This window comes from Chryseobacterium hagamense (assembly GCF_007991455.1).
GTDB classification, from domain to species: Bacteria; Bacteroidota; Bacteroidia; order Flavobacteriales; family Weeksellaceae; genus Chryseobacterium; species Chryseobacterium hagamense.
This window is the reverse complement of sequence record NZ_BJYJ01000001.1, coordinates 548314-565216: the sequence shown is the minus strand read 5'-3', so window position 1 is coordinate 565216 and position 16903 is coordinate 548314. Positions and strand designations below refer to the sequence as shown.

Genomic DNA, 16903 nt, shown 5'->3' with positions numbered 1-16903 from the left:
AAAATAGGGTGATAAGAACTGATTTCGATACTGAAACATTAGAATCCTTTTCAGCTGCCGGAATTGAACCTCCGGTCAGCGAAGCAAAGTTTACCGGCAATCTGTATTTTTTCAGCTGTAAAATTGACCGGTATAAGATTGGCTTTTCTGATAACAGAATTGACGAAATTACCTTTATTAAAGGAAAAAACGATGCTATGGCAATGATTAACGGTTTTATAGCATCAAAGAGATTTGAATTCCAGTCGGTCACTAAAAAGCAGGTGAAAGAGACACCGTCTGAAATTTTAAAGGATGATTCGAAAGATGGGATGAATTTCATCGGGTTTGAAATCCAGCATTTTGAATCTGAATCTTCTCAATTTAATATGAATGATATTGATCAATACGCTTGCATGACATTCAGATCAGACGATTATGCAGTTATCGTTCAGCAGGAATACACAGAAAAGGACTGTTTCTTTGTATTTGAACTGCGTCCGTTCAACAGTAAAAAAACAAGTAGTAAAATCTCAGAATAATAAACAATAAATGACAGGGAAAAATATGACCGTATTTCATATCAGCACGGAATGTTATCCGGTAGCAAAAGTAGGCGGACTGGCCGATGTAGTAGGAGCTTTGCCAAAATATCAGAATAAAATTAAAGGAATTGATGCAAAGGTTGTTATGCCCTGGTACAACAAATCTTTCGTTCATAACCATGAGTTTGACATCATTTTTGATGGGTTCATCCACCAGGGCCCGAATATGCTGCAGGTGCAGGTTTTAAAAGAAAAATCGGATGCTTTGGGGTTTGAGCTGTATATGGTAAGAATCCCAGGATTGCTGGACCGTGATAATCCTTACGGTTATCAGGACGAAAACTTTCAGTTCATCGGTTTCCAGCATGGCGTGCTTCACTGGCTCAGTGCCATGCAGATCCGTCCGGATGTCCTGCACTGCCACGATTATCATACGGGACTGATCCCCTTTATGGTAGAACACTGTTGGGAATTTTCCTTTTTGAAAGGAGTGAAAACCGTTGCCACTATTCACAACGGAGAATACCAGGGCATGATGAGCTGGGAAATGGCCAATTATCTTCCGTCGTTCGACCGGTATAAATGGGGACTGTTGGATTGGGAAGGACTGATTAACCCTCTGGCCAGCATGATTAAATGTTCCCATGCTTTTACTACGGTTTCGCAGGGGTATATGGAAGAGCTTTTCATCAGCTTCCGCGGACTCGAGAGCCTGGTACGTGAAGAATTCGGAAAAGCCTACGGAATTATCAACGGGATCGATACGGAGGTCTGGAACCCGGAGACCGATCCGATGCTGGATTTTAATTTTAACAGTAAAAATGCCGTAGCCCTGAAGAAAAAAAATAAGGAAAAGCTCTGTAAAGAATACGGCTTACGGCCGGAACTTCCACTTTTTGCCTTTATCGGAAGATTTGCCACCGAAAAAGGAGCGGATTTCCTTCCGGATGTAGTCTGGAGAAGTATTACACAGACTCATGGCGCTTTAAACCTTATGATTCTGGGATCCGGGAATGCCTATATCGAAAATAAGCTGAAGGAATACGATTATATTTACAGCAATTTCGCGCTGGATCTCGGCTATAAGGAACATCTTTCGCATAAAATATACGCTTCGGCGGACTTTTTGCTGATGCCATCCAGGGTTGAGCCCTGCGGACTGAACCAGATGTATTCCATGAGATACGGTACGGTTCCGATCGTAAGGTATACAGGAGGATTGCGGGATACGGTAAACGATATTTCGACAGGTGGGGCAGGCCTGAATTTTACGTTCCCGGCGGTGGATGATATTCTTCATACCATGAACAGGGCACTGATGATTTATAATCAGAAAGGCGCCATGAAAAACCTGATTCATGCCAATATGAATTTCGATTTTGCCTGGGAGACTTCTGCAGAAAAATATATTAATTTATATAAAAACTAATAATAAATAACTAATAGCTAAATTATTGAAAAATTTTAATTGTTTATTCAACTTAGGATTTTTGAGCTTATCCGTTTCTGTTTTTGCACAAAGTAATCCGGCAGGAAATCAGTCGTTATCCACAGGAATGCGAACAGCTGCAACAGTAGGCAGAATGTCTGATCCGGCATATCACCTGCACAGCAAATTTATCGTTCCTAAGCAGAAGCAGGCTGACGGTTTCAAAAAGCTGATGGCCCGGGACGATAAAAAAATCGCCGAAATGGAAATCGAAATACAAGGTTTGAAAAACAACCTGGACAAAGCAGATGACCGGGACAAAGCAGAAAAGAAAATCGAATCAAGACAGAGATGGCTTGATGTCATTAAACGAGAAAGGCAGAAGTTTCAGCAGGAGATCAATACGCTGGAGTCGGAAATAGCCGCAGCCGATAAGGAATAGTTGATGCGCTTAAAAATTAGGTAATTAAGAATAAAAAATAAATGTACATATGAATCGCAATGTAATATCCATTGTTTTAGGAGGCGGAAGAGGAACCAGATTATTCCCTCTTACCTATTCAAGGTCCAAGCCGGCCGTACCAATCGCCGGGAAATACCGTTTGGTTGATATTCCTATTTCCAACTGCCTGAATTCAGGAATGAATAAAATCTTGGTTTTAACGCAGTTCAATTCAGCTTCACTGAATTCACATATTAAAAACTCTTTTCACTTTGATATTTTCAGTAAAGGATTCGTAGATATCCTGGCAGCGGAACAGAATGTAGAAAACGAAAGCTGGTACCAGGGAACGGCCGATGCCGTACGCCAGTCGATGAAGCATTTGGAAAAGTACGATTACGAGTACATCCTGATTCTTTCAGGAGATCAGCTGTACCAGATGGATTTCAAGGAAATGCTGGATTTCCATATCGAAAAAGGCGGTGATGTAACTATAGCTACAATTCCTGTTAACGCAAAAGATGCTACCGGATTCGGGATCCTGAGTTCGGATGATGAGGGGAATATCACTTCCTTCGTTGAAAAGCCGGGTTACGACATGCTGGACGGCCTGAAATCGGAAGTTTCCGACGAAAATAAAAGTGCCGGAAAAGAGTATCTTGCTTCGATGGGAATCTACATCTTTACAAAGAGCATCCTTAAAAAGATGTTTGATGAAGGGGCTGGAGATGATTTCGGCAAGGACATCATCCCGAATTCAATCGGTAAATACACCACTTTAAGCTATCAGTACGAAGGGTACTGGACGGATATCGGAACCATCGAATCATTTTACGAGGCCAACCTGGACCTGTGCCAGGACTTTCCTCAGTTCAACCTGTTTTCCTCTTCACCGATCTACACCAGAGCCAGAATGCTTCCGCCGTCAAAAATCAACGGTTCCTATGTAAGCAAAGCCGTTTTCGGAGACGGATGTATTATCATGGCAGATAAAATTGAAAATTCAGTAATCGGAAACCGTACGAGGATCGACAAAGGAAGTACGATCGTTAACTCTTATGTAATGGGTTCGGATTTTTACCAGGGTACGGCAGAAATCAATGAAAACGATAACAACGGCTATCCGAATATGGGAATCGGCAAATATTGCTATATCGAAAAGGCCATCTTAGATAAAAACTGTCATATCGGTGACAATGTAAGGATCATCGGAGGGAAGCATCTTCCGGACGGTGATTACGGAACGCACTCGGTTCAGGACGGAATTATCGTCGTGAAGAAAGGCGCCGTATTGAGATCGGGAACGCATATCGGATAAAAGGATTGATATTCATTACCAGTTTGCTTTTAGTCCTTGAAATAATTTCAAAAACAGAGTGGCCGCCATATTGGTCACTCTTGTTATTTTCAATACATTTGTGTCATGCGTTTTTTTAAGATCATAGCGGTATTTGTTATTTTGCTGGTCGGGGCCTATGCGGCTTCGATGTACTATTTTGTCGATGAAAATAAAGATTTCAAAATAGAAAAAGAGATCGATTACCCTTTGGAAAAAGTCTTTTCACAATTCAACAGCCTGCAGCATTTTACGCGCTGGAACAATTTCTTTACCAGTTCCAAAACGATCGATATCGATTATTATACCCCTTATGAAGGACAGGGAAGTTCGATCAGCTATGCAGATCCCAAAAACGATACCGACGGGGAGATGTTCATCCGGTATGAAAACCCGAATAAATCACTCAGGTACCAGCTGTTCGAAGACCGGAACGAAAGCCCGACCGTGGTGGACGTTAAATTCAAAGCCCTGTCTTCTGAAAAAACCAAGATTACTTGGGTGGTGCACACGCCCAAGCTATCCGTTTTGCGGAGGGTGGAAAACTTCTGGACGGAAGACCGCTTTGCTGAGAATATCGACAAAAGCATGGCCAACCTGAAGAATGTCCTCGGCAATAAAGTGGAGAAGGACAACCAGATGGCAGCCATCAAATACGACAGCATTATGGTTGAAAATGAGGAAGAAAAGCTTTTGCTGGGAATCAATGTGAGTGCTTCCAACAAAAAAGACGCATTGTATAAAAATATCGTGATGAATTATAACAAAATTTATAATTATACCACGATGGATCTCGGCAAAAAAGATGATGAGTTCGGCTATCCGGTCCTGGTGACCGATGCCGATAATTATAAAGACAAGGAAGTCTCTTATTTCCTGGGGATTCCGTTGTCTAAAAAGTTTGGGGTTACCGATAACAATTTCAGTTTCAGGACGCTTAATCCGGCGCAGAACTATGTGATGTATTACAAAGGAAATTATACCGGAAGAGTGAAGGCGATACAGCAATTAATTCAGAAAGCCAGGAAAGACGAGATGCGTTTTAATGATATCCGTCAGACTTTCATCGAACGCCCTACAGAAGACCAGGATGTCAATATGAAACTCTCATTATCAGTATTTAAGTAATAAATCATTTTATACTTTTTTTAATAGTTTAAAGGCTGTTCCAAGTCGGTTTTTTTTATTAAATTTGAAGCTTAATTCGACAAACAAATTTTAATAACAGATAAACTGTAATAATGGACAGATTTTCATTCCTAAACGCAGCTCATTCTCAGTTGATTGAGGATTTATACCAACAGTACTTAAAATATCCGGACTCTTTAGAACCATCATGGAAAGCCTTTTTTCAGGGCTTCGATTTTGCTTTGGAGAACTACGGGGACGAAGATAACGTTCAATATGTTCAGGCTCCGGCCGCTTCAGCTCCTGTAGTACAGCAGGCGACACAGGCTGCATCCAACGGTGAGGTTCCGGAACACATCAAAAAGGAATTTAAGGTAGTCAACCTGATTGAGGCGTACAGGACCAGAGGCCATTTGTTTACAAAAACCAATCCTGTCAGAGAAAGAAGGCATTATACCCCGACGCTGGACATCGAAAATTTCGGTCTGGATAGATCGGATTTAAATACCAAATTCAACTGTGCGGTTGAAACGGGAATGAAAGGGCCTGCTACCCTACAGGAACTGATTACCCACCTGGAAAACATTTACTGCGATTCCATCGGCGTAGAATACATGCACATCAACAACGTTGAGGAAAAGGATTACATCAAGCAGTGGCTTCAGGTGAATGAAAACCATCCGAGCCTTTCAGCGAATGAAAAAACTGAAATTTTACTAAAATTAAATCAGGCGGTAGCGTTTGAAAATTATCTTCATACCAAGTTTGTAGGACAGAAAAGATTCTCTCTGGAAGGTGGGGAAACCCTTATTCCGGCTTTGGATCAGCTGATCACCAGATCTTCCCAGTTAGGGGTGGATGAAGTGGTTTTAGGAATGGCCCACAGAGGAAGACTGAACGTGCTGACCAATATTTTCGGGAAATCCTACAAGCAGATCTTTTCGGAATTTGAAGGGAAAGAATTTGAAGAAGACGTATTTTCAGGAGATGTTAAATATCACCTGGGTTCATCCAAAAAGATCAAAACGGCTTCCGGAGAGGAAGTTTCGATTAATTTAACGCCTAACCCGTCCCATCTTGAGACGGTAGCTGCGCTTGTGGAAGGCATCTGCCGTGCGAAAGTGGACGATAAGTACAAAGACTATTCTAAGGTTTTACCGATCATCATTCATGGTGATGGTGCCTTGGCAGGTCAGGGTATTGCTTATGAAGTGGCCCAGATGATGACGCTGGAAGGATACAGAACAGGAGGAACCGTTCATATTGTGGTGAACAACCAGGTATCCTTTACCACCAATTACATGGACGCCAGATCTTCTACTTACTGTACCGACGTTGCAAAAGTTACGGAATCTCCCGTAATGCATGTGAATGCGGATGATGCGGAAGCAGTGGTTCACGCGATTCATTTCGCCGCCGATTTCAGGGCGAAATTCGGTAAAGATGTGTACATTGATTTACTGGGTTACAGAAAATACGGTCACAACGAAGGGGATGAACCGAGATTCACACAGCCTAATCTGTATAAGACCATTTCCAAGCACCCGAACCCAAGAGAAATCTATAAAGATCAGTTGTTGAAAGATAACGTGACTTCCAATGATGTGATCGCTAAAATGGAAACCGAATTCAAGGCACTTCTGGATAAAGATTTCGATGCATCCAAAGAAATCGAGAAAAACGTAATGGATGTTTTCATGGCCGATGACTGGACCAATTACCCGATTGCCAGAAGAGGAGCGGTTCAGGATGCGGTGGACACGAAATTCGATCTTGAAAAACTGAAGGCGCTGGCGCTTAAAATGTCTACGCTTCCGGCAGATAAAAAATTCCTGAATAAAATCACGAGACTTTTTGAAAACAGAATCAAAGCCATCGAAGGCAATTCTTTAGACTGGGCTCTTGGAGAATGGCTGGCGTATGCAACCTTGCTGGTAGAAGGGCACAACGTAAGAATTTCCGGTGAAGACGTGGAAAGAGGAACGTTCTCCCACCGACATGCTGTTGTAAAAACCGAAGATACCGAAGAAGAATATATCCCGTTGAGACAGATCTCCGAAAGCAGATTCGATGTCTATAACTCCCATCTTTCCGAATACGGGGTTTTAGGTTTCGATTACGGATATGCCATGGCTTCGCCGAACACCTTGACCATCTGGGAAGCGCAGTTCGGGGATTTCGTAAACGGCGCCCAGATTATTGTTGACCAGTATCTGGCGGCGGCAGAAGAAAAATGGAAGATCCAGGACGGTCTGGTAATGCTGTTGCCTCACGGTTCGGAAGGACAGGGGGCAGAACATTCTTCAGCAAGGCTTGAGAGATTCCTGACGCTTTGTGCGAACGAAAATATGGTGGTTGCCAATATCACTTCTCCGGCCAACTATTTCCACCTGTTGAGAAGGCAGCTGAAATGGGCATTCAGAAAACCGTTGATCGTGATGAGTCCGAAATCGCTGTTAAGACATCCGAAAGTGGTTTCTCCGCTTGAAGATTTTGCAACCGGAAGTTTCAGGCCGATCCTTGACGATCCGAATGCCGATCCTTCAAAAATTGAAAAACTGGTGCTTTGCTCAGGGAAGCTTTATTTCGAATTGCTGGCTAAAAAAGAAGAACTGAATGCCGAAAATATCGCCCTGGTAAGATTCGAGCAACTGTATCCTCTTCAGACAGACGCCATTGAAGCCATCTTTGAAAAATACTCCAACCGCAAAGAAATCGTATGGGCTCAGGAAGAACCTGAAAACATGGGGGCCTGGTCTTACATCCTGAGAAACTTCAGGGATACGGGAATCCAGGTGATCGCGCCGGTACCAAGCGGTGCTCCGGCTCCGGGAAGCCACAAGATGTTTGAGAAAAACCAGAATAACGTAATCAACAGAGTGTTCGACAGAAACGACACGCCGGCAAAAAGACCCGTAACCGCTTAATTAAAAAATAATAATCAATAAAAAAATAAAAAATACGATATGTCAGTTTTAGAAATGAAAGTTCCTTCACCGGGCGAATCCATTACAGAAGTTGAAATTGCAACCTGGCTTGTAAAAGATGGGGATTATGTGGAAAAAGACCAGCCCATTGCTGAAGTGGATTCAGACAAAGCCACTCTTGAATTGCCTGCTGAACAAAGTGGGATCATCACTTTAAAAGCTGAAGAGGGAGATGTGGTACAGGTAGGACAAGTGGTTTGCCTGATCGATATGGATGCTGCAAAACCTGCCGGAGGTGAAGCTCCTGCCGCGGAAGCGCCAAAACAGGAAGAGGCTCCGAAAGCAGCCCAGCCTGCGCCACAGGAAGCTCCTAAACCTGCTGCACAAACTGCTCCGGCAGCCGCTGCCACGCAAACCTATGCTACAGGAGCGCCGTCTCCGGCAGCTAAGAAGATCCTTGATGAAAAAGGCATGGATGCTTCGCAGGTTTCCGGAAGCGGGAGAGACGGAAGAGTAACGAAATCTGACGCTGAACTGGCCGCTGTTCCTGCAATGGGAGGAAATGCGGTAACGGCTACAGGTTCCCGTTCCACGACCACCACAAAACTTTCAGTTCTTAGAAGAAAAATCGCGCAGAGACTGGTTTCCGTGAAAAACGAAACCGCAATGCTGACCACTTTCAATGAGGTGGATATGTCCGAGATCTTCAGATTAAGAAAGCAATATAAAGAAGAATTCGCCCAGAGACATGGGGTAGGCCTTGGTTTCATGTCTTTCTTTACGAAAGCCGTAACCAGAGCATTGCAGATGTATCCGGATGTAAATGCCTCCATCGACGGGGACTTCAAAGTGAACTATGATTTCTGCGATATTTCAATTGCGGTTTCAGGACCTAAAGGATTGATGGTTCCGGTATTGAGAAATGCTGAGAACATGTCTTTTGCAAGCGTTGAAGCCAACATCAAAGACCTGGCGATCAAAGTAAGAGACGGAAAAATTACCGTTGATGAAATGACGGGTGGTACCTTCACCATCACCAATGGCGGTACTTTCGGTTCAATGTTGTCTACCCCGATCATCAATCCGCCACAATCTGCGATCCTGGGAATGCACAATATCATCCAGAGACCGGTTGCGGTAGACGGACAGGTGGTTATCCGCCCGATGATGTATGTAGCGATGTCCTATGACCACAGAATTATCGACGGAAAAGAGTCCGTAGGATTCCTGGTAGCAGTAAAAGAAGCAATCGACAACCCTGTTGGAATACTGATGAACGGAGACGAAAGAAAAGGTCTCGGATTGTAAGATTAAAAGACAATCTCCTATAAATTTAAGATCTCGCCTCAAAAGGGCGGGATTTTTGTATCCTATCTATCAAATACTAAGATGATGTTCTCAAAAATGACCTCCAATATCAAAGTTTCAGTCGTTCCTGAATATGATAGCAAAAATAGTTACCCTTCTGAAAACAGACACGTTTTCAAATACCATATCACGATTGAAAACGACGGCAGTTTTCCGATAAAAGTCATTAAAAGAAAATGGCTGATTTTTGATGTCGGCTTCGGATATACTGAAATAACCGGCGATGGAGTAATCGGTCTTACACCGGAGATCGCCGTGGGTGAAAATTTCACTTATTTTTCCAATGTGATGCTACGGTCCGGAGTAGGGAATATGAGTGGGAAATACCTCGTCAGAAACATGGATACCCAGGAAAATTTTGAGATCGATATCCCGAAATTCAATTTGCTGTCGGAAGTGCTGAGCAATTGATAAGATGGATCCTGATAATTTCCGATATAGTGGCACTTAGTCAGTGGTAAATTAACGTGAACTAGAATAAGAACCGGAGTTCACCGGCTGGAAAAGGGAAGCTGGATGCGGGAAAGACTTTCTGTCAAAAATAGATCCGGAGGTCTTAATAATCAAACTAAACATTTAGCCATTCCGGCAGAGGAAATTCCCGTTTAATCCTTAATTAATAGCCTAAACCAAAATCTGATATCTATTGTTTTAAAATCATTATCCAAATCAATTATTTAAATTCGGCTTGATTATTCATTATTTTAAATAAATTTTAAGCCTGATTAAATAATTTCATATATCTTAATTGTATTGTTGATAGGAATAACTTCCGGCATCCAGCTTCCTTCTCCCAGCCTGATTTATGACCAGGATTTAATTTGGATTTAAACGGTAAATTGATGAAAATCTATCCGATTACAGTTTTTTAATTTTCAGTTTCATAAAATCCGATACTTCTTCATTGCTGGTAAGAAACAGTTTCTCAAAAGCCAGCAGAGAGATCTTGGCACAGACTTCGGCATCGGCACCGGCACGGTGATGGTTAAAACTGATCTGATGATATTCCGCCAAAGGTTTCAGTCCATATTTTGGCAGGTAGTCCCATGATTTTTTAGCCAGCTGGATGCTGCATAAATAATTCAGTTTAGGCGTAAACATTCCGTAATGATTCAGGCATCCGCGTAGTACACCTGCGTCAAAACCGGCGTTGTGAGCAATCATCAGCGTCCCATACATCATTTCTTCCACCTCATACCAGATTTCATCAAAAGTAGGCGCATCTTTTACATCATCCGGAAGAATTCCGTGAACGTCAATGTTAAAAGGGCTGAAATACGGAAAGCTGGGCGGTTTGATGAGCCAGGTTTTGGTCTCAACAATCCTGGAATCCTGAACAACACATACCCCCAGCTCACAGGCAGAATTTCTCTCATGGGTCGCTGTCTCGAAATCAATGGCACAAAAATCCATATTCTTTAATTTTAATCTAAAATAATCCTTATTTTTTTCCCAGAAAATGCTTGAAAATAATCCATTCCGTCTGGTAAAATTTCTTTTTCTGATGTTGCTGTCTGCGTTTCCAACTACCTTCTGCAGATCCGTAAAAGCTGAAATGTGCTTTTAAGACAGCTACAAAATGGGGAAACCCCAGCTTTATTCCAAAATAAACTCCTGCAATCCCGTCCAGGCACAATCTCAGAAAAATAATGCCGGTCAGCCTTGGGAAAGGCGCATTCTTTAATACCATGGACAGGTTATTCCGGATGTTTAAAAATGTCTTTTTGGGGCTTTGCTTATTCAGCGTACCGCCGCCGACGTGATAGACTTTGGATTTCCAGGTGTAAAAAATCTTCCTGCCTGAATTGATGAGCCTCCAGCAGAGATCGATTTCTTCCTGATGGGCAAAAAAGCGCTCATCAAAGCCTTTCTGGTCCCAGAAATCCTTAGAACGGATAAAAAGGCAGCATCCGGATGCCCAGAAGATCTCGGATTCGTCATCATACTGGCCGCGGTCTTCCTCTACTTCGTCAAACATCCTTCCCCTGCAGTAAGGATATCCCACATTATCAATCAGTCCGCCTGCCGCTCCTGCGAACTCAAAATAATTTTTACGGTCGTACGCTAAAATTTTAGGCTGAATGGCTGCAATGGAAGGGTCTTTTTCGAACAATTCAAGAACAGGTTCCGTCCAGTTGGCCGTTACTTCCACATCCGAATTGAGCAGGCAATAGAATTCATGGCCGATCTGTCCGAGTCCCTGATTGTATCCTCCTGCAAAACCATAATTTTTATCGTTCTTAATGATTTCAACCGATGGAAAATGCGCACGCAGAAATGCTACAGAATCATCGGTGGAAAAGTTATCAATGACGTAAATATCTGCATTCCGGGAAAATTCTACGACACCCGGAAGAAATTTTTCGAGCCAGCTTTTCCCGTTCCAGTTTAAAATGGCAACCGCTAATTTTTTCGGCATGAGAAGCTATATTTTTACTGAATCAAATTTTTTAATAGAGTCCTGATATTTCCATTTCCGGTGTGACCAAAGGTAATTGTCGGGACGTTTATGCAACGTGTTTTCCAGGAGTTTATGGAATTTTTTCACTACTTCATTTTCCGTAAACTTTTCCCCATCGGGATAAATCCGGTGATAGTTGACCTGGTAGTAGCCGCGTTTTACCTTCTTCATTTCACAGTAGATGAAAGCAAGATCCATTCTGGTGGCGAGTTTATCGTAACCGATAAAAGCCGGCGTTTTCTGATTCAAAAATTCCAGGCCGTAGGTGACATGCGAGAAATGCGGTGTCTGGTCGGCAACAAACATATAGACGGAATTTCCGTCGTTTTTGGATCTGAAAATATTAAGAATCACTTCGTTGGCTTCCAGGGGTTCATTTCCGAAACGGCTGCGGACCTTCCTCATCTGGTTTTCCCAGAAATCATTGTTTACTTTCCGGTATACCGGGTGGCAATGATCCTGCGGAATAAATTTAGCCATAGCATTGATCCATTCCCAGTTGAACACATGTCCTGCCAGCATAATCACATTTTTACCTTCCGCTCTGGCATCATGAAAAACCTGCTGGTTGATATGCTGCATCCTCACGCGGGATTCTGTTTCGGAAATCGTAAATGATTTTACGGTTTCTACCAGATAGTCGGAAAAGTTAAGGTAAAACTTCTTTTTAATCTGCCTGATTTCTTCCGGGGATTTCTCAGGGAAAGATTTCATCAGATTGTCGGTAATCACTTTCTCCCTGTAAGCGACAATGTAATAATTCAGAAAGAAAATAATATCTGAAAATACATACAGAATCTTCAACGGAAGTTTGGACAGGAGATTTAATATTTTAATTAGAAAATTCATAAAACGGACAAATTTACGAATAATAAAATTAGACTGGTATTTTTGATGGCGGTAAGTATTATTTTTTTTAATTTTATATTATGAAAAAATTATTGGTAACCGCTTTTCTGGGATTCAGCCTTGTGGCATTCTCCCAGGAGCTGAAAGATAAACTTAAGTCTCAGGAGACTGATAAAGCTTTGCTGGTGAAAACCGAACACGCAGAACTGGATGCAAAGAAGAAGGCTGCAGAAGAAAAAGCAAAACTTCCGAAACCCTACGATCCCAAAGCAGATGCTGAAAAAGACATTCTGAATTTAGTGGCCAAAGCGAAAAAAGAAAAGAAAAACATCATGATCCAGGCCGGAGGGAACTGGTGCATCTGGTGTCTGAGATTCAATCAGTTTGTACAGACGACGCCGGAGCTGAAGAAAATCGTGGATGAGAATTATGAATATTACCACCTGAACTTTTCTCCCGAAAACAAAAATGAGAAAATTTTTGCAAAATACGGAAATCCGGGAGATAAATTCGGTTATCCGGTCTTTATTATCCTGGATCAGAACGGTAAAATGATTCATGTTCAGCAGAGCGATGTCCTGGAGGAAGGAAAAGGCTACAGTCTCGAAAAAGTGAAGGAGTTCTTCAATATATGGACGCCAAGATCATAAATAAAAGCCGGGAAATTTAGTTTTTCCGGCTTTTGTTATCGCTCTGTAAAAAATAAAAATGCTGCCTCAAAAGAGACAGCATGATCTATAAATACTATTAAAAATAGAATTAAGCTTCTTCAGAAGGCGTTTCTTCTTTTTTAGCAGGAGCTGGTTTAGGAGCTTCTACCGGAGCGTCGGATACGATATCGAATTCGAAGTTATACTCAACATTTCTGTGTAATCTGATGTTTGCGGTAACTTTACCGGTTCTCTTGATCGTATTACCAGGAATTTTGATGTATTTCTTCTCTACGGATACCCCTGCTTTTTGCAAAGCTGCAGAAAGGTCTGCATTATTGATCGATCCGAATAATTTGTCACCTGAACCTACTTTTGCAGGGATGGTAACGGAAGTTTTCTTCAATTGATCTACCACAGCGTTTGCCGCAGCGATTAATTTGGCTTCTTCTTCTTTTCTGGCCTCCAGTGTAGCTTCAAGAGCTGCAATGTTTTTTGGAGTGGCCAAAAGTGCGTATCCCTGAGGAATTAAGAAGTTTCTGGCATAACCAGGCTTTACGCTTACGGTGTCGAATTCAAGACCTAAGTTTTCTACGTCTTTTTTTAGGATAATATTCATTGTTGTTGTCCTTTTTCAGATTTTAGGAGTCTAAAATCAAGTTAGAATTAATGATGTATTCAGCAACAAAAAGCCAAAAGCACGGAGCTAATGGCTGATTGTAATATGTTTTTACTTTAATAAGTCAGCTACGTATGGTAGTAATGCCAGGTGTCTTGCTCTCTTGATTGCAGCAGAAACTTTTCTCTGGTATTTTAAAGAAGTTCCGGTATATCTTCTTGGTAAGATTTTACCTTGCTCATTTACAAACTGTAATAAGAAATCAGCGTCTTTGTAATCAACGTGCTTGATTCCGTATTTTTTGAATCTACAATATTTCTTTTCAGATTTTGTATTGATATCAAGCGGGGTAAGGAATTTTACTTCAGATTCTCCTCCGGCTGAGGCTTGTTTAGCCATATCGTCTATTGCCATGTCTTGTCTTTTTTTTTTAAAATTGGGTTAATGATTAAGCTCTAGCTGCTTTTGCTTTTGCTCTTCTTGTTACAGCGTAGTCTACAGCGTGCTTGTCCAGTTTTGTAGTCAGGTAACGGATTACTCTCTCGTCACGTTTGAATGCCAATTCCAGATCAGCTACTACAGAACCTTCGCCTTTAAATTCTACTAAAGTATAGAATCCGTTCTTTTTCAATTGGATCGGATAAGCTAATTTTTTTAATCCCCAGTTTTCTTTGGCAACGATTTCGCAGTTCTTTTCTTTGATAAGATCTACATACTTGTTCACTGCTTCCTCCACCTGAGCTTCAGATAGAACGGGAGTTAAAATGAAAACAGTTTCGTAATTGTTCATAATGTTAAATGAATTTGTTAATTATTTCGAGGTGCAAAATTAGTGTTAATTTATTAACTATACAAATTTTCGGGATTATTTATCATAGATGATTGATTAATAAGACGTAGCTCGAATCAGAAGAAATGGCCGAAGAAGGGCTGCGGAATGCGGAGGATGTCTGTTTAAAATCCTGAGTGAATCAGCATTAATTTATTATTTTTTGACTGAACAACGGGATATAAGTTAGATACGACCGGATTGACGTTAAATTACATAAACAGAAGTATTATCTGTATGAAAAGAATTCCTGCTACACCTGCTTTAAGAATTCCGCGACATTCAGAGCGTTATCGACGTTGATATTTTCAGGTAATCCGAAATTCAGGATATTGTTTTTGATCTCCAGTCTGAAATTTTCATTGGGGAATGCCTTGATAAGTTCCTGACGGGATTCTTTTAAAAAAGCCATCGTTTTAAACCTGTCGATGCCCAACACATAATAATCATTGAATTCCCTGTTTTTGAAATTGATATTGTACCGCGTAAAAACACCGGCTATTCTGTCTGTCCATTTTTTTTTGCTGACTGAGATAAAGCCGTAATCCTCATTCAGAATTTTCATGCCCCAGATCTGAAGGCTGTCATATATAGCGGTTGTCCGGGCGCCTTTCGCCGTAGTGCCGATTTTGCTGACAATGAAAAGGTAAAACGGATTTTCCTTATTCTGATCCGTGATGAAATAACAGATTTCCGGACTGAACAGGGAATTTTCCGCACCGGAATTAAATCTCTGAAAAGGGGAGTCTTCAATGGCAACTACCGAAAGATCATAGATCCCGGATAACCGGTCATATATTTCGAAAATCAGCTGTTCCTGTTCTCTGGAAAAGCTGAAAAGTTTATCAGCGTTCAATTTTCTGAAATCGAGTTCCATTTTGTAAATCGTTTCTTTCAAAGATAAAATATTTCAAACAAAAAACCTCCGGAAAAATCCGAAGGTTCTGTTTTCAAGGGTGAAAATTACCCATTACTCATTACTTATATTTCCGTGTTCAGATCCCAGTTCTGCAGGTAATCGTGAACATGCTTCAGCATCATTCCGCCTAAAGAACCGTCTACCACGCGGTGGTCATAAGAGTGGGACATGAACATCAGGTTTCTGATGGCGATCACGTCACCGTCCGGAGTTTCGAGAACGGCAGGCTTCTTAACGATGGCCCCGATGGCCAGGATCGCTACCTGCGGCTGAGGGATAATGGGAGTTCCCATCAGGTTACCGAAGCTTCCTACGTTAGAAATCGTGTAGGTGGCGCCCTGTGTATCTTCAGGTCTCAGTTTCTTGTTTCTCGCTCTGTAGGCCAGGTCGTTGATCGCTTTCGCCAATCCTGAAAGAGACAGCTGATCCGCATTTTTAATTACGGGTACGATCAGGTTTCCGTCCGGCAGGGCAGTGGCCATCCCGATATTGATGTTTTTCTTTTTAATGATATTTTCGCCGTTAATGGAAACGTTGATCATCGGGAAATCCTGGATCGCTTTTACCACCGCTTTCACGAAAATCGGCATGAACGTCAGCTTTTCGCCTTCACGTTTTTCGAACAGCGACTTGTTTTTATTTCTCCATTTTACCACGTTGGTCACATCCGTTTCGATGAAAGAAGTCACGTGCGGTGCGATCTGCTTGGCTTTCACCATATTTTCGGCAATGATCTTTCTCATGCGGTCCATCGGGATGATCTCGTCACCGGCAGCAGCGGTAATGGTGGCTGCAGGAGCAGAAGTTTTTACCGGCTGAGAAGCAGGAGCGGACTGTTGTACGGGAGCCGCCTGGGAAGCAGGCTGGTTCCCTCTGTTTTTAACGTAGGCTAAAATATCTTCTTTGGTAATTCTTCCTTCCAGACCGCTTCCTTTGATGGATTTCAGTTCGGGTTCGGAAATATTTTCCTGTTGGGCGATTGATCTTACCAGCGGAGAAAGATAAAGGTCTCCCGAAAACTCTGCGGAAGCCGTTTCTTTCAGCGGTTCTTCGATGGTTTTCAGCGTTTCCGCGTCCGGAGCTGCCGCCTGGGTTTCTGCCGGTGTCTCTTCAGTAGCTGTGTTTCCGCCTTCTCCTTCAATTTCTAAAACAGCAATGGCTTCACCTACCTTTGCAACTTCATCCTTCTGCTTCAGGATCTTTACGATTTTCCCCGAAACCGGTGTCGGAACGTCTGAATCTACTTTATCGGTTGCAATTTCTACTACGGAATCATCCTCTTTTACAGTATCGCCTTCGCTGAACAGCCAGGTGATAATTGTCGCTTCCATAACCCCTTCTCCCATGGAAGGAAGCAATAATTTGTATTCTGCCATTTTTAATTTTTAGATTTTGACAAATATATAAAAAAAATCGTTTTTT

General features: G+C 42.0%; 17 protein-coding genes. 9 read left to right on the top strand and 8 right to left on the bottom strand.

Annotated elements, in window-relative coordinates; all coding sequences use genetic code 11:
• Positions 1–197: 197 nt before the first annotated feature.
• From CHA01nite_RS20435 to apaG, 8 genes are all read left to right on the top strand, one after another.
• Positions 198–521, top strand: a complete 324-nt coding sequence (locus CHA01nite_RS20435; protein ID WP_170234666.1) for a hypothetical protein — start codon at positions 198–200, stop codon at positions 519–521.
• 25 nt (positions 522–546) lie between these two features.
• A complete protein-coding gene (locus CHA01nite_RS02475) occupies positions 547–1953 on the top strand; it encodes a glycogen synthase (RefSeq protein ID WP_146939635.1) in 1407 nt (468 codons plus the stop codon).
• 61 nt (positions 1954–2014) lie between these two features.
• Entirely contained in the window at positions 2015–2395 is a 381-nt protein-coding gene (locus CHA01nite_RS02470; protein WP_146939634.1) for a hypothetical protein, read from the top strand.
• Positions 2396–2444: 49 nt separating this feature from the next.
• A complete protein-coding gene (locus CHA01nite_RS02465) occupies positions 2445–3713 on the top strand; it encodes a glucose-1-phosphate adenylyltransferase (RefSeq protein WP_146939633.1) in 1269 nt (422 codons plus the stop codon).
• 105 nt (positions 3714–3818) lie between these two features.
• Positions 3819–4859 carry an SRPBCC domain-containing protein gene (locus CHA01nite_RS02460; protein ID WP_146939632.1) on the top strand — a complete coding sequence of 347 codons (1041 nt, stop codon included), beginning with the start codon at positions 3819–3821 and terminating at the stop codon, positions 4857–4859.
• Positions 4860–4972: 113 nt separating this feature from the next.
• Positions 4973–7786 carry a 2-oxoglutarate dehydrogenase E1 component gene (locus tag CHA01nite_RS02455; protein WP_146939631.1) on the top strand — a complete coding sequence of 938 codons (2814 nt, stop codon included), beginning with the start codon at positions 4973–4975 and terminating at the stop codon, positions 7784–7786.
• A 39-nt stretch (positions 7787–7825) separates the two neighbouring features.
• Positions 7826–9094 (top strand): 2-oxoglutarate dehydrogenase complex dihydrolipoyllysine-residue succinyltransferase, encoded by a 1269-nt coding sequence (gene odhB, locus CHA01nite_RS02450; protein WP_146939630.1) that lies wholly within the window; start codon positions 7826–7828, stop codon positions 9092–9094.
• A gap of 81 nt (positions 9095–9175) precedes the next feature.
• Positions 9176–9565 (top strand): Co2+/Mg2+ efflux facilitator ApaG/CorD, encoded by a 390-nt coding sequence (gene apaG / locus CHA01nite_RS02445; protein WP_146939629.1) that lies wholly within the window; start codon positions 9176–9178, stop codon positions 9563–9565.
• A 447-nt stretch (positions 9566–10012) separates the two neighbouring features.
• Here the strand turns inward: apaG and CHA01nite_RS02440 are convergent, their stop codons facing one another.
• The 3 genes from CHA01nite_RS02440 to CHA01nite_RS02430 are packed head-to-tail and all read right to left on the bottom strand — an operon-like array spanning position 10013 to position 12464.
• Complete coding sequence (locus tag CHA01nite_RS02440) at positions 10013–10567, bottom strand: 3'-5' exonuclease (RefSeq protein ID WP_146939628.1); 555 nt, start codon at positions 10565–10567, stop codon at positions 10013–10015.
• A 28-nt stretch (positions 10568–10595) separates the two neighbouring features.
• Positions 10596–11573 (bottom strand): glycosyltransferase family 2 protein, encoded by a 978-nt coding sequence (locus tag CHA01nite_RS02435; protein WP_146939627.1) that lies wholly within the window; start codon positions 11571–11573, stop codon positions 10596–10598.
• A gap of 6 nt (positions 11574–11579) precedes the next feature.
• Positions 11580–12464, bottom strand: a complete 885-nt coding sequence (locus CHA01nite_RS02430; protein WP_146939626.1) for a lysophospholipid acyltransferase family protein — start codon at positions 12462–12464, stop codon at positions 11580–11582.
• Between the two features lie 80 nt (positions 12465–12544).
• Between CHA01nite_RS02430 and CHA01nite_RS02425 the strand changes: the two genes are divergently transcribed.
• The gene (locus CHA01nite_RS02425) at positions 12545–13114 is read left to right on the top strand and encodes a thioredoxin family protein (RefSeq protein WP_146939625.1); all 570 of its coding nucleotides are present in this window, start codon (positions 12545–12547) and stop codon (positions 13112–13114) included.
• Between the two features lie 109 nt (positions 13115–13223).
• Here CHA01nite_RS02425 and rplI read toward each other — a convergent pair whose 3' ends face one another.
• From rplI to CHA01nite_RS02400, 5 genes are all read right to left on the bottom strand, one after another.
• On the bottom strand, positions 13224–13733 hold the full coding sequence (rplI, locus tag CHA01nite_RS02420) for a 50S ribosomal protein L9 (protein ID WP_146939624.1): 510 nt from the start codon (positions 13731–13733) through the stop codon (positions 13224–13226).
• Positions 13734–13844: 111 nt separating this feature from the next.
• Complete coding sequence (gene rpsR / locus CHA01nite_RS02415; RefSeq protein WP_146939623.1) at positions 13845–14147, bottom strand: 30S ribosomal protein S18; 303 nt, start codon at positions 14145–14147, stop codon at positions 13845–13847.
• Between the two features lie 34 nt (positions 14148–14181).
• Positions 14182–14523, bottom strand: a complete 342-nt coding sequence (gene rpsF, locus CHA01nite_RS02410) for a 30S ribosomal protein S6 (protein ID WP_146939622.1) — start codon at positions 14521–14523, stop codon at positions 14182–14184.
• Between the two features lie 292 nt (positions 14524–14815).
• Positions 14816–15460 carry a hypothetical protein gene (locus CHA01nite_RS02405; protein ID WP_146939621.1) on the bottom strand — a complete coding sequence of 215 codons (645 nt, stop codon included), beginning with the start codon at positions 15458–15460 and terminating at the stop codon, positions 14816–14818.
• Positions 15461–15543: 83 nt separating this feature from the next.
• Entirely contained in the window at positions 15544–16857 is a 1314-nt protein-coding gene (locus tag CHA01nite_RS02400; RefSeq protein ID WP_146939620.1) for a dihydrolipoamide acetyltransferase family protein, read from the bottom strand.
• Positions 16858–16903 lie beyond the last annotated feature (46 nt).